General features: G+C 72.4%; 12 protein-coding genes. 4 read left to right on the forward strand and 8 right to left on the reverse strand.

What is annotated here, in order from left to right; all coding sequences use genetic code 11:
• The first annotated feature begins 4 nt into the window (after window positions 1-4).
• Complete coding sequence (locus O7615_RS26800; RefSeq protein WP_278180553.1) at window positions 5-1,174, forward strand: LLM class flavin-dependent oxidoreductase; 1,170 nt, start codon at window positions 5-7, stop codon at window positions 1,172-1,174.
• Window positions 1,175-1,230: 56 nt separating this feature from the next.
• Here the strand turns inward: O7615_RS26800 and O7615_RS26805 are convergent, their stop codons facing one another.
• The 3 genes from O7615_RS26805 to O7615_RS26815 all read right to left on the reverse strand — a co-directional run bounded on the left by O7615_RS26805 (window position 1,231) and on the right by O7615_RS26815 (window position 4,253).
• Window positions 1,231-1,743 carry an NUDIX domain-containing protein gene (locus tag O7615_RS26805; RefSeq protein ID WP_278180554.1) on the reverse strand — a complete coding sequence of 171 codons (513 nt, stop codon included), beginning with the start codon at window positions 1,741-1,743 and terminating at the stop codon, window positions 1,231-1,233.
• Window positions 1,744-1,830: 87 nt separating this feature from the next.
• Window positions 1,831-3,876, reverse strand: coding sequence for a glycogen debranching N-terminal domain-containing protein (locus O7615_RS26810; protein WP_278180555.1), 2,046 nt, complete (start codon window positions 3,874-3,876; stop codon window positions 1,831-1,833).
• Window positions 3,873-4,253, reverse strand: a complete 381-nt coding sequence (locus O7615_RS26815) for an SCP2 sterol-binding domain-containing protein (protein WP_278180556.1) — start codon at window positions 4,251-4,253, stop codon at window positions 3,873-3,875. Before O7615_RS26815 ends, O7615_RS26810 begins: the two co-directional genes overlap by 4 nt.
• Window positions 4,254-4,742: 489 nt before the next feature.
• Between O7615_RS26815 and O7615_RS26820 the strand changes: the two genes are divergently transcribed.
• Window positions 4,743-5,069 carry a TraR/DksA family transcriptional regulator gene (locus O7615_RS26820; protein ID WP_278180557.1) on the forward strand — a complete coding sequence of 109 codons (327 nt, stop codon included), beginning with the start codon at window positions 4,743-4,745 and terminating at the stop codon, window positions 5,067-5,069.
• Between the two features lie 26 nt (window positions 5,070-5,095).
• On the opposite strand, the gene O7615_RS26825 is transcribed toward O7615_RS26820, so the two are convergent.
• The 4 genes from O7615_RS26825 to O7615_RS26840 all read right to left on the reverse strand — a co-directional run bounded on the left by O7615_RS26825 (window position 5,096) and on the right by O7615_RS26840 (window position 9,129).
• The gene (locus O7615_RS26825) at window positions 5,096-5,677 is read right to left on the reverse strand and encodes an ATP-binding protein (protein WP_278180558.1); all 582 of its coding nucleotides are present in this window, start codon (window positions 5,675-5,677) and stop codon (window positions 5,096-5,098) included.
• A 103-nt stretch (window positions 5,678-5,780) separates the two neighbouring features.
• Window positions 5,781-6,656: an SDR family oxidoreductase gene (locus O7615_RS26830; protein WP_278180559.1), complete on the reverse strand. Its 876-nt coding sequence runs from the start codon at window positions 6,654-6,656 to the stop codon at window positions 5,781-5,783.
• The gene (locus tag O7615_RS26835; RefSeq protein ID WP_278180560.1) at window positions 6,646-8,127 is read right to left on the reverse strand and encodes an NAD(P)/FAD-dependent oxidoreductase; all 1,482 of its coding nucleotides are present in this window, start codon (window positions 8,125-8,127) and stop codon (window positions 6,646-6,648) included. Before O7615_RS26835 ends, O7615_RS26830 begins: the two co-directional genes overlap by 11 nt.
• A 57-nt stretch (window positions 8,128-8,184) precedes the next feature.
• Window positions 8,185-9,129 (reverse strand): acyltransferase domain-containing protein, encoded by a 945-nt coding sequence (locus tag O7615_RS26840; protein ID WP_278180561.1) that lies wholly within the window; start codon window positions 9,127-9,129, stop codon window positions 8,185-8,187.
• Between the two features lie 106 nt (window positions 9,130-9,235).
• On the opposite strand from O7615_RS26840, the gene glpK reads away from it, so the two are divergent.
• Both glpK and O7615_RS26850 read left to right on the forward strand, forming a co-directional pair.
• Window positions 9,236-10,753: a glycerol kinase GlpK gene (gene glpK, locus O7615_RS26845; RefSeq protein WP_278180562.1), complete on the forward strand. Its 1,518-nt coding sequence runs from the start codon at window positions 9,236-9,238 to the stop codon at window positions 10,751-10,753.
• Between the two features lie 162 nt (window positions 10,754-10,915).
• A complete protein-coding gene (locus O7615_RS26850) occupies window positions 10,916-12,247 on the forward strand; it encodes a metallophosphoesterase (RefSeq protein WP_278180563.1) in 1,332 nt (443 codons plus the stop codon).
• Window positions 12,248-12,297: 50 nt separating this feature from the next.
• On the opposite strand, the gene O7615_RS26855 is transcribed toward O7615_RS26850, so the two are convergent.
• The gene (locus O7615_RS26855; RefSeq protein ID WP_278180564.1) at window positions 12,298-13,146 is read right to left on the reverse strand and encodes a TetR family transcriptional regulator; all 849 of its coding nucleotides are present in this window, start codon (window positions 13,144-13,146) and stop codon (window positions 12,298-12,300) included.
• Window positions 13,147-13,240: the final 94 nt, after the last annotated feature.

Genomic DNA, 13,240 nt, shown 5'->3' on the forward strand with positions numbered 1-13,240 from the left:
AGTCATGTCGTTGACGTTCCACTGGTTCCTGCCCACCTACGGCGACAGCCGGGACATCGTCGGCGGCGGGCACGGTGTGTCGGTGGGCCGGGCGGGCGGGTCCCGGCCACCCACCGTCGCCTATCTCGGCCAGATCGCCCGTACGGCGGAGCAGTTGGGCTTCGTCGGTGCCCTCACCCCGACCGGGGCCTGGTGCGAGGACGCGTGGTTGAGCACCGCGATGCTGACCGAGGTCACCGAGCGGCTGAAGTTCCTGGTCGCCTTCCGGCCCGGCCTGCTCTCGCCCACGCTCGCCGCGCAGATGGGCGCCACCTTCCAGCGCCTGTCCGAGGGACGGCTGCTGGTCAACGTGGTGACCGGCGGCGAGTCCCACGAGCAGCGCGCCTACGGCGACTTCCTGGACAAGGACGCCCGGTACGCCCGCACCGACGAGTTCCTGCACGTCGTCCGGGCGCTGTGGCGCGGCGAGACGGTCGACCACTCCGGCGAGCACGTGCGGGTCGAGCAGGCCCGGCTGGCCCGGCTGCCCGAACCGGCCCCACCGGTCTACTTCGGTGGCTCGTCGGCCGCCGCCGGTCCGGTCGCCGCCCGGCACAGCGACGTCTACCTGACCTGGGGCGAGCCACCGGCGCAGGTGGCCGGCAAGCTCGACTGGATCCGTGGGCTGGCCGGCGAGGCCGGGCGTGATGTCCGGTTCGGCATCCGGCTGCACGTGATCAGCCGGGACACCAGCGACGAGGCGTGGGCACAGGCCCGACGGCTGCTCGACGGCATCGCCGACGCCGACATCACGGCCGCGCAGGAGGGGCTGCGGCGCAGCGAGTCCGAGGGGCAGCGCCGCATGCTCGACCTGCACGGCGGGTCGCGGGACGGCCTGGAGATCTCGCCCAACCTGTGGGCCGGTGTCGGGCTGGTACGCGGCGGTGCCGGCACCGCCCTGGTCGGCAGCCACGTCGAGGTCGCCGACCGGATCGCCGAGTACCACGCCCTCGGCATCGAGGAGTTCGTCCTCTCCGGGCACCCCCACCTGGAGGAGGCGTACTGGTTCGGCGAGGGGGTGCTGCCGGTCCTGCGCCAGCGCGGGCTGTGGCGGCACCCGGCCGGCGAACCGGCCGTGCCGCAGCCCGCCGGCATCCCGTTCGCCACGCCACCCGTGCCGGCCGGCCGGGGCTGACCCGGGCGTGGGGACGCCCGACGGTCAGGACTGCCGGCGGTCAGTGTGGCCGGCGGTCAGTGTGGCCGGCGGGCGAAGAAGTCGGCCAGGACCCGGGTGTGGGTGGAGAACGCCAGCTCGGTCGGCTCGGTCACCACCAGCCACTCGGTGGCTTCCGCCGTCGGCGCCGACGGCGGAAGCCCTTCGGACGGGCGTACCGGCAGCTCGCCGAAGATCATCATGGTGCCACCGGCCGGCGCGCTCTGCACCGCGAGCAGTTGCGCCCCGACCGGGTCGGCGTGCAGCCCCGTCTCCTCCCGCAGCTCACGGACCAGCGCGTCCTGCCACTGTTCGCCGTACTCGATGAAACCGCCCGGCAGCGCGAGCAGCCCGCGGGCGGGTTCGATGTCCCGCCGGACGACGACCACGCCGAGACCGGTGGCGGTCCGCACCGGCTGGACGGCCACGGCCACCGGCAGCGGGTTGCGCCAGACCTGCTGGCCGCAGGTCGCGCAGAGCCGGGGCCAACCGGTCTGCGGCGGATAGGCCGTGCCGCAGTACGAACAGTGCGAGTACGCCACGCCGGTCATGCCGCAGCACGTTACCCGGCACCGGCCCGGGGCCGGCCACCGCCGGGGTCCGGCTACCGCCGGGCGTCCGGCGACCGCCGGCACCGGTCAGCGGGCTGCGGCGCGGGCGTTGCCGATCGCGTCCTTGCGACCCCAGCGCCCCGGGATGTCGAGCAGCTCGATCCGGCCGAAGCGCGGCGGGATCGCGGGGTGCACCACCAGGTGTTCGCCGTACGGTTCCAGGCCGAGCAGGGTGCGCAACAGCAGGAAGGTGGCGCCCGTCGCGGACGCCTGCGGGCTGTTCGCCGCCGGGTAGGGCACCGGATAGCGGGTCAGGTCCCGGTCGTACCCGGCGAAGGACTCCGGCATCCGCCCGGCGAAGTGCTGGGCCGCCTCGATGACCGCCTCGGCGATGACCCCCGCCTCCTCGACGAAGCCGTACCGGCGCAGGCCGAGGGCGATCAGTGAGTTGTCGAACGGCCACACGGTGCCCACGTGGTAGCCGAGCGGGTTGTACCGGGCCTGCCCGGTGGCCAGCGTCCGGACCCCCCAGCCGGAGAAGAGGCGCGGCCCGAGCAGGTGACCGGCGACCGTGGCGGCCCGCGAGTCGTCCACGAGCCCGCTCCACAACAGGTGACCCATGTTCGACGCCAGCGCGTCCACCTGCTCGCCGTCGGGGCCGAGCGCCAGCGCGTAGTACTCCTCACCGTCGATCCAGAAGTCCCGGTTGAACCGCTGCTTGAGCGCCTCCGCCTCCCGTTCCAGGCGATCGGCGTACGCCGGGTCGCCCCAGAACTCGCGGGCCAGCCGAGCCCCGCGCCGCTTGGCGTCGTACGCGTAGCCCTGTAGTTCGCAGGTGGCGCGGGGTAGCCCCGGCAGCCGGCCGTCGCGGTAGCAGATCGCCTCGGGGGAGTCCTTCCAGCAGTGGTTCTGCGCCCCGCTCTCGTCGTTGCGCGGCTGGTACCAGAGGTAGCCGTCGCCCCGCAGGTCGCCGTACTCGTCGATCCAGCGCAGCGCCGCGCGGCCGGCCTCCTCCAGGTCCCGCACCAGCGCGGCGTCGCCGGTCCACCGCTCGTACTCGTCGAGCAGCACGATGAACAGCGGGGTCACGTCCGCCCCGCCGTAGTACGGCGACTGGGGGCGGTGCTCGAAGGCGGACATCTCCCCGTACCGGAACTCGTTGAGGATCTTCCCGGGTTCCTCGTCCCGGAAGTCGTCGAGCACGGTGCCCTGGTCGATGGCGAGCAGGCGCAGCGTGGTGGCCGCCATCCGGGGGACGAACGGCAGCGTCTGGAAGCAGGTGAGGAGGTTGTCGCGGCCGACGATGGTGGCCGCCCAGGGCAGCCCGGCCGCGAGCATGGTCTCGTACGGCAGCGCCAGCGGGGAGAACCGCAGGCCGGCCAGGTCGACCAGCCCTCGCTGGTACGTCACCATGAACGAACCCCAGTCACAGTGCAACCGGGGTGCGTCGGCGAGCCACTGACTCAGGTCGTGGTGCAACGGCGCGCCGGCCTTGCCGTGCGGATGCCGCAGCCGGTCCCGGATATCGTGCCCGTCCGGGCGCAGCACCAGGCCCCGCACCTGCAGGGTCGTGCTCCACTTGCTCTGCCGGTCGACCCGGATCTGGAACGTCAACCCCCGCTCGTCGAACTCGGCCGGCTCGCTGGTCGAGATGTCGGTGACCCGGTGGAACTTCTCCCGCCGGTATCCCAGCCGCAGGCGGCCGTCGGACACCTCCCGGTAGCCGCGTAGGGCCGACCCGTGCGGCCAGACGACGTTGTAGACCGGAGCGAAGTCGCTGTCGATGTCGATGCGCACGACGTAGTCGACGGGATCGCCGGTGTGGTTGAGCACGGTGAGGCGTTCGGTGAAGGCGCTGTCGGAGATCCAGCGGTCACGAATGACCGAGACCTTCGCGTCCACGTAGTGGGTCGGATGGCCGGGCACCAGGAAGAACCGGATCTGGTAGTAGTTCGGCTCGTGCACGGCCAGCGGATGCAGTTCCTCCCCGTCGAGGCGGAGCCGCCAGGTGGACAGGAAACGGGTGTCGAAGGCGAAGAATCCACTCGGATTGGTGGGGTGGAAGGCCATGTCCCCGTTGTCCTCGCTCAGCGCGAAGATGTTGCCGTCAAGGATGCGGACCAGTTTCTTCATCGCCGCTCCCGATCCTGCCGGGCGGCCACGGCCCGGGGGTGGCGCGCGCCGGGCGGCGGCGCGAACAGCCGCTCCAGCATGATCACGAAGCTGAACTCGCCGTCCGCGGTGAAGTCGTTGCGCAGCCACGCCGGCAGGGGTTTGACCTCGCCACGGGCCATCCGGAGGAAGAGCGCCTCGTCCGCGTAGATCACGGTGTCGGCGTCGTTCGCGCCGTCCTGGGTCACCGCCACCCGACCCTGGTCGATGGCGACGAGCCAGTGGTCGACGCGATCGGGGTAGCGCAGGTCGAACCGGACCGTGCCGGAGACCTGGCGCAGCATCCGCCCGCCGCCCTCGGCGAGACCGTCGAAGAAGTCGCGCACTGCGTCCGACATCGCACCACCTCCTACCGGCCTGCACCCGGCCGACGAGAGCTGATCGCCGGGTGGCCCGACCCGGCGCGGTCCGGACGAGCGGCCCGACCCGGCGCGGCGGGAGCGCGGGTCCAACTCCTCCGCCGATGTCACTTTAGCGGCTTTGATTCTCCTGCGTGCTGGTCCGCCCGAGCTGTGCGTTTTCGGGGTCGGCAAGCCGCGGCGACGATTGCCGTTGGTTTCCGGTACGCGTGCGCCTATGGTGGTGCGATGCATCCCGCCGCGCTGTTGGACCGCGCCGCCGTCACCACGGCGACGTCGGTGCCGGCCGCCCGGTGCGCGCGGGAGGCCGGTGCCGCGGCGACCCGCTCGGGTCGGGTCCTGGCGCAGGCCGGTCATGGCCAGCCGCGTCCCGCCGGCCGGAGCCCTCCGGAACCCGTCCACACACAGGGACGGCCAAGGGCGAAGCGAACAGCTTCGGCCTTTTTCTTTTTCGGAAGGGATACCGACATGAGCGAACGGATGAGCACCGGCACGCACGACCGGCAGTGGCGCACCGAACTGGAGGCGACGCTGACCCACGAGTTCAACACCCAGACCGCCCGGCTGACCGAGTTGACGGCCGACACCGGGGATCCGGCGGAGGCGCACACCAAGGCCGCGCTGATCGCCGCCACCCGCCAGAGCCTGGAGCAGATCACCGGGGCGCTGCGGCGCCTCGCCGCCGGCAGCTACGGCAGCTGCGAGAGGTGCGGCACGGCGATCCCGCCGGAGCGCCTCGAGATCCTGCCGCATGCCCGGTTCTGCGTGCCCTGCCAGCAGAAGCAGAACGGCTGACGACGTGGATCGGCCGCCGCACCGGCCTATCGGTGCGGCGGCCGGTCGGCGGTGAACCCTGGTGGCTCGGGTGGACCGGCGGGCTCGGGCGCCCCGGCGGGCTCGGGTGTACCGGCCGGCTGGGTCAGCAGGGCGGCGGTCACGGTCGCGGTCATGCCGTCGGGCCGGCGGGTAAGCGTCAACGCCCCGGTCAGGTGGTGGGCGAGCCAGAGGCCCCGCCCGCCCGGTGTGTCCGTCGCCGGCAGGCTGACCGGCAGACCGGCGCCCTGCTGGTGGCCGTCGACGCCCTGCTGGTGACCGTCGGCGCCCGGCTGGCGACCGTGATCGGTCACCTCGCAGACGAGCAGGTCGGCCTGCCGGAACAGGTCGAGCCGGCCCCGGCCCCCGCCGTGCAGCACGGCGTTGGTGACCAGCTCGTGCACGGCCAGGACAAGATCCTCGGCGATGTCGCCGGTGAGCCCCGCGGCGGCGATCCGGTCGGCGAGCAGGTGCCGTAGCGCCGTCACCGTCTGGGCGGTGAACGACTGGGACAACAGCGAGATCACCTCACCGTCACCGGACGACGGGCCACTGGGATCCCTGGCATCCGGCGGGCCGAGGTTGTTCATGCAGGCAGATTACGTCGTCCGGCGACATCCGCGACCTTTGCCAAGGGGCAACGATCGGGCCACCCCGGCGGTTCGCCCGCGCCCGCCCGCCGGAAGTGGACCGTCACGTCCCGCCTTCCTCCACCGAGGTCCGGCCGAAGGACCGCCCGAGGCGGCGTACCTCCACCTCCATCTGCTCCGCCAGCTCCGCGCCGCCGAACCGGTCGACGAGCGCGTCGGCGAACCCGCTGAGCACCACCGGCCGCAGCGCCTGGACGAGGGCGATCGAGCGCGGCACGTACACCTTGCGGCGGCGACGCTCGATGCCGCGCAGCAGCGCCTCGGCGCACCGCTCGACGCTGACCACGGTGTTCAGCGGCCACGGTAGTCGGCGCTGCGCCGCCTGGAACGACGCGAGGTCGGCGCGGATGTCGCGGACGAGGTCGGTGTCGATCCAGATCGGGTGGGCGGTGCCGACGGTGAGCCCGCGCCGCCGGTTCTCCACGCGCAGCACGTTGCCGAACTGTTCGACACCCGCCTTCGAGGCGCAGTACGCGGCCATCCCCGGCATGGCGGCGAAGGCCGCGGCCGACGAGACGATCAGCACGTGGCCCCGGGCGGCGAGCAGGTGCGGCAGCGCCGCGCTGACCGTGCGGACCACGCCGGTCAGGTTCACCTCGATGGTGCGGACCAGCGCGTCGACCGGGCCGCCGGCGACGGTGCCGAGGTTGGCGATGCCGGCGTTGGCGACCACCACGTCGACCCCGCCGTACTTCTGCACGGTCGAGGCGACGGCGTCGTCCAGCCCCGCCTGGTCGGTGACGTCGCACTCGTACCAGTGCCCGTCCAGCTCGGCGGCGACCTGCCGCAACAGCCTGGGTTCCAGGCCGACCACGGCGACCCGGGCGCCCCGGGCGGCGGCGGCACGGGCCAGCTGAGCACCGATGCCCCGGGCGGCGCCGGTGATCAGGACGGTCCGGCCGCGAAGGTCATACCGCATCGGCGCGCTCCAGGTTCCGGTCGCGGCCGCCGACCGTGTGGTGGTCGGCGGGACGGAAACGGCGCAACCGCCGCCGGTAGCCGGTGACGTACCCCGGCCAGACGGTGGTGTTGCGACCGTTGCCGTCGAGATACCAGCTGGCACAGCCGGCCTGCCAGACGGTACCGCGCATCCGCCGGTCCACCCACTCGGTCCAGTGCCGCTGCGCCTCGGCGGTGGGTTCGATGGCGGTCGCGCCGGTGGCGCGCAGGTGCCGCAGCGCGTCGACGACCAGGCGCAACTGTGCCTCGATCATCAGTACCACCGAGGTGTGCCCGAGCCCGGTGTTCGGGCCGAGCAGGAAGAACAGGTTGGGGAACCCGGCGACGGTGGTGCCCCGGTACGCCTGCATGCCGGCGGCCCAGGCGTCGGCGAGGCTGCGTCCGCCCCGCCCGTGGATGCGGGAGGCGACCGGCGGATCGGTGACGTGGAAGCCGGTGCCGAGGATGATCGTGTCGGCCGGGTGGTGGGTGCCGTCGTCGGTGACCAGCCCGTCGGCGGCGATCCGGCTGATGCCCGCGCTGACCACGTCGACGTTCTGCCGGGTCAGGGCGGGCCAGTAGTCGTTGGAGATGAGCACCCGCTTGCAGCCCATGGCGTAGCGCGGGGTGAGCGTGGCCCGCAGCCGGGGCTCGGCGACCTGGCGGCGCAGCATCCGCAGCGAGACCCGGGCGGCGACCCGGTTCACCGTCGGATGCAGGAAGCCGACCGCCATCGCGTCGCGGACCAGGTAGATCGCGGCCCGGACGCCGCGTTGCGCGCCGGGCAGATGGCGGTACGCGGCCTGCTCCAGCCGGGTGACGCGGCGCGACCGGCGCGGCATGATCCAGGCGGGGGTGCGCTGGAACAGGGTCAGCCGCTCGACGGCCGGCTGGATGCGGGGCACGAACTGGATCGCCGAGGCGCCGGTGCCGATCACCGCCACCCGCCGACCGGTCAGGTCGTGGTCGTGCCGCCAGCGGGCGGAGTGGAAGACGGTGCCGGCGAAGGTGTCGAGGCCGGGGATGCCCGGCAGGGCGGGTTCGCTGAGTGGGCCGGCGGCGCAGATCAGCACCCGGGCGGTGTACTCGCCGCCGGAGGTGTCCAACCGCCAGCGTCCGCGCCGGGCGTCCCAGTCGGCCCGGCGCAGTTCGTGGCGCAACCGCAGCTTCGGGCGTACGCCGAAGCGGTCCGCGCAGTCGCGCAGGTAGTCCTGGATCTCCGGCTGCCCGGAGTAGGTGTGCGACCAGTGCGGGTGGGGCGCGAACGAGAACGAGTACAGGTGCGACGGCACGTCGCAGGCGCAGCCGGGGTAGGTGTTGTCCCGCCAGGTCCCGCCGACGTCGTCACCCCGGTCGAAGACGAGGAGGTCGGTGAAGCCGGCCCGCTGCAACTGGATCGCCGCGCCCAGCCCGCCGAAGCCGGCCCCGACGACGGCGATGTCGATCTCCATCATTCCTCCGGGTCGTCGAGCAGCACGGTCGGGTCGGCGTCGGGCGGTGCGGCGTAGCTAGATCGGGAAGCGGCCGTGGCGCCAGCGCCAGTGCCGGCCGGCCGTCAAGTGATCGACGATCGCGCGCTGGAGGATAGTACGGCGGGGTAGCCGGTCGAGCGGCGTGGTGAGGGTGCGGAACACGAACCGCAGCACCTCGACGTCGGCGTCCAGTCCTTCCGGTTCCTCGTAGGGTTCCAGCTCGAACCTCCGCTGGAACCGGACGATGTTGGAGTCCTCGGGCAGGTACTCCAGCAGCTGCGGGTCGAGCAGCCACGAGCCGCAGGAGAACGCCGTGTAGTGCTCGTCGGGGAAGTGGCGCGGGAAGAACGCGCGGGCCGCGTCGAGCGACGCCGCGACCGCCTCCGGGGTCAGTGGTCCCGAATCGGGAATGTGCAGGCCGATGGCGGTGCCGCCGCGCTGGTGGTGCAGCCGGCCCAGCTCGTAGACGCCGCCGCGCGCGTGCAGCGTCAGCCAGCTCTGCATGACCGGCCAGCCCTCGCGGCGCATCCGCCGGTCGATCGCGAGGTTGCGGCCCAGATCCGCGAGGGTCACCCAGGACACCGCATCGGTGATGCCATGGTCACGGTGGTACTCCCTGACGACGTCGACCAGGGCCAGGTACGCGTACACGTAGAGATGCCGCCAGGCGGGGCCGCGGTCACGCGGCAGCGCCGGACCGGGCGGCAACCAGCCGTGGCCCCCGAGATCGGCGCGGACCAGGGCGATCGAGCGGTCGAGCAGCCAGCGCAGCTCCGGAGTCCACAGCGGAGAGCCGGGGTCGGGCCAGCCCGCCATGATCTCGGCGGCGTCGTCCGGCCGCACCGCGAGCCGGTCGAGGATCGCGGGCGCGTCGGCCCTGGCGGGCAGCGGAGCCGACGGCCGGTCACCGGCGAGCCGGTGCACCCGCTCGACCTCCTCGATGACCACCCCGAGCCGGGCGGCGGCGGCACCCAGATCCACGCGCCTGACTTTACCGCCCGGGCACGGACACCCGGATGTCCGGCGCGGACATCGGGGCGTGGATCGGAGATGATCGACCTCGACGACCACGACAGGGAGACTCCGCATGGCTGATTTCGTCGGCGCCGTTGACCAGGGCACCACCAGCACCCGATTCATGATCTTCGACCACGCTGGCAACGAGGTCGGCCGGCACCAGCTCGAACACCAGCAGATCCTGCCGCGGGCCGGCTGGGTGGAGCACAACCCGGTGGAGATCTGGGAACGGACCCAGACCGTCGTCCGCACGGCGCTGAACACGCACAGCCTGGCCGCGTCCGACCTGGCGGCCCTGGGCATCACCAACCAGCGGGAGACCGCCGTGGTGTGGAACCGGCGCACCGGCCGGCCGTACCACAACGCGATCGTGTGGCAGGACACCCGCACCGACCGCATCGCCTCGGCGTTGGCGCGCGACGGGCGGGGCGAGGTCATCCGGCGTCGGGCTGGCGTGCCGCCGGCGACCTACTTCTCCGGCGGCAAGATCCAGTGGATCCTGGAGAACGTCGACGGGGTCCGGGCGGCCGCCGAGCGCGGCGAGGCGATCTTCGGCAACACCGATACCTGGCTGCTCTGGCACCTCACCGGCGGCGTCGACGGCGGCCGCCACGTCACCGACCCCACCAACGCCAGCCGTACGATGCTGATGGATCTGGAGACCCTGGACTGGGACGACGAACTGCTGTCCTTCTTCGACATCCCCCGCGCCATGCTGCCGCGGATCGTCCCGTCGTCCGATCCGGACGCCTACGGCGCCACGCTGCCGAACGGCCCCTTCGCCGGCCCGGTCCCGATCACCGGGGACCTGGGCGACCAGCAGGCCGCCACCGTCGGGCAGGTCTGCTTCGCGCCGGGCGAGGCCAAGAACACCTACGGTACGGGCAACTTCATGCTGCTCAACACCGGTACGGAGATCGTCCGGTCGAAGGCCGGCCTGCTCACCACCGTCTGTTACCAGTTCGCCGGCCAGCCGCCGACCTACGCCCTGGAGGGCTCCATCGCCGTCACCGGTTCGGCCGTGCAGTGGCTCCGCGACCAGCTGAAGATCATCAACAGTGCCGCGCAGAGCGAGGACCTCGCCCGCCAGGTCACCGACAACGGCGGGGTCTACTTCGTGCCCGCCTTCTCCGGCCTGTTCGCCCCGTACTGGCGCTCCGACGCCCGGGGCGCCATCGTCGGCCTCTCTCGCTACAACACCGACGCCCACATCGCGCGGGCCACCCTGGAGGCCATCTGCTACCAGAGCCGGGACGTGGCCGAGGCCATGGAGCAGGACTCCGGCGTACGCCTGGAATGTCTCAAGGTCGACGGCGGCGTCACCGTCAACGACCTGTGCATGCAGTTGCAGGCCGACATCCTCGGCGTGCCGGTCAGCCGGCCGGTGGTGGCCGAGACGACCGCCCTCGGCGCGGCCTACGCCGCCGGGCTGGCCGTCGGCTTCTGGCGGAACACCGACGAACTGCGGGAGAACTGGAACGAGAGCCGACGCTGGCAGCCGTCGTGGTCGCCGGAGGAGCGCGCGACCGGGTACGCGGGCTGGCGCAAGGCGGTGCGGCGCACGCTCGACTGGGTCGACGTCGGCTGACCCGCGGCGCCCGCCCGGGCCTGCTGCCACCGGCCCGACCTGACTACGTTTCGTGAAAGCGCCGTTACTGCGTGTCTTGCGCGCGATCCCGGGATGTCCGGCCGACCTGCCTTAGCATCCCGGTGGCCGGCAGCTGCCGGAGGGTGGACAGGGAGGGACATCATGCGGATCACGCGCGTGGTCATGGCGGTCGTGGTCGTACTGTCGGCCGGTGTCCTGGCGGGCACGGCGAACGCCAACGGGACGTCGCCGTTCACCGTGGTCAACGGGTCGATCCAACCGGCGACCGGCACGCCGCAGCCGCCCTCGGGCACCCATGCCACGCTGTGGCGCAACGCCAGCCACGCCACCACCACCGTGCAGGGCGCCGGCCGGCTGGTGATCGGGGCCATCGGCGACCACTGCGAGGGCTGGCCCACCATCCGGGTGAGCGTGGGCGGCACCCCGGCCGGAGAGGTCACCGTCACCAGCGCCGTCGACTACGGCGGCTACGTCGTGGGCGCCCCGTTGGCCGAGGGCCGGTACGACATCCGGATCGACCTGGTCAACGACCGGTACACGGCCGAGTGCGACCGCAACGTGCACCTGGCGTACGCCCGGATGCAGGCGCCGCCGGCGGTCGACACCACGTTCACCTTCGCGGTGGTGCCGGACACGCAGGAGGAGGTGCTCACCGCGACGGACACCCGGCTGCGCCAGCGCGTCGACTGGCTGGTCGCCCAGCGCACCGCGCTCGACCTGCGCTTCGTCACGCACTCCGGCGACGTGGTCAACTACGACACCGCCGACCACGTGCAGTACGCGCGCGCCCGGGCCGCGTTGCGCCCACTGGAGGCGGCCGGCCTGCCGTACACGCTGGCCGTCGGCAACCACGACACCCAGGCCGCCGGCCCGGACGGCGAACTGCGTAGTCCCGCCGGGCAGTTGCTGCGCGACACCACGGTGTTCAACCGGTACTTCACCGCTGGGCGGTTCGGGGCGGTGCAGGGCCAGTTCGAGGCCGGCAAGGTGGACAACGCGTACGCCACCTACAGCGCGGGCGGGGTGCGGTGGTTGGTGCTGACCCTGGAACTGTGGCCGCGCCGGGCGGCCGTCGCGTGGGCGCAGGCCGTCGTCGCCGCCCACCCCCTGCACAACGTGGTCATCGTGACCCACCATTATCTGGAGAGCGACGCGACCATCGGCCAGGACGCCGGCTACGGCTCCACCAGCCCGCAGTACCTCTTCGACAACCTGGTGACGCGCTATCCCAACATCCGCCTCGTCTTCTCCGGGCACACGGGCGCGGCGGCGTCGCGGGTGGATACCGGCGTGCACGGCAACCGGATCCACTCCTTCCTGCAGACCTTCCACTCCCGCCGTACCAACCCGGTCCGGCTGGTCGAGGTCGACACGGCGGCGAACTCGCTGCGTACCTGGATCTACGCGCCGCACACCGCCGAGACCTTCCCGGAACACGACCGTACGTACACCGGGATCGGCCTGGTGCGCTGACCCGCGCTGACCCGCGCGCAGGTCAGCGCCGGCCAGTGTCGGTCTCGAAACTATCCTAAAACCGTCTCGTTATTGTCCGTCGAGTCGAGGTGGCGGTAGAGGGTGGCCCGCGAGACGCCGAACTCGGCGGCGATCTCGTCGGCCGAATGGGTGCCCGCCTGGTGCATCCCGCGGGCGTGCCGCACCTGCTCCGGACTCATCGACCGGGGTCGTCCCGGCCGTCGCCGGCCCACCCGTCCGGGTGCCGGCGGACCGGTGGCGGCAGCCGCACCGCCCTCGCCGGCCGTCACGACGTCGGTCGTCGTCGCTGAGGCGAGCGTCGTCGCGCCGGTTGCCGTCTCTCCGGCGCGGGGCGGCGGCTCGCCCAGCAGGCGACGGACGCCGTCGAGCATGTCGACCCGCAGGACGTGTTCCGACACGTCGGGAAAGAAGAGCACCGGGTCGCCGCACATCGCGATCGCCTGCACGGCCCGGACCCGCTCCCGCACCCCGGCGTCCGGACCGGCGACGATCTCGTTGGCCCGCATCGCGATCTGCAGCAGCCGCTGGTAGGTGGTGCTCCGGTCGACCAGCGCGAGGTCGTGGTAGAACATCCACAGCCTGCGGCGATGGGCCAGCATGGTGTCCACCCAGCCCTCGATCAGCACCCACCGGGCCCGCGGCGGTGGCAGGGCGCCGGCCGCGTCGAGCAGGTTCTCCAGGTCGCTGACCAACGGCTCGGCGAGGTCGGTGAGGAGATCCGCCTTGCTGGGGAAGTGGTAGAGGATCGCGGCCTTGGTCAGCCGCAGCCGCTCGGCGATCTGCCGCAGCGAGGTGCGCTGGTAGCCCTGCTCGGCGAAGAGGTCGAGCGCGGCGCGCAGGATCCGGCTGCGGGTGCCGTCGGTCTCCTCCCAGGTCATGGCGTCCAGCCTAGCCGCCGCTGACCGCCGGACGGGGGCCGCTGCGCCGGCCCCTTACCATCGGTCAGTACAGTGGGAGTTGGCAGGCACGCAA

Origin of the sequence: Micromonospora sp. WMMD1082 (assembly GCF_029626175.1) — a bacterium.
Lineage (GTDB): Bacteria > Actinomycetota > Actinomycetes > Mycobacteriales > Micromonosporaceae > Micromonospora.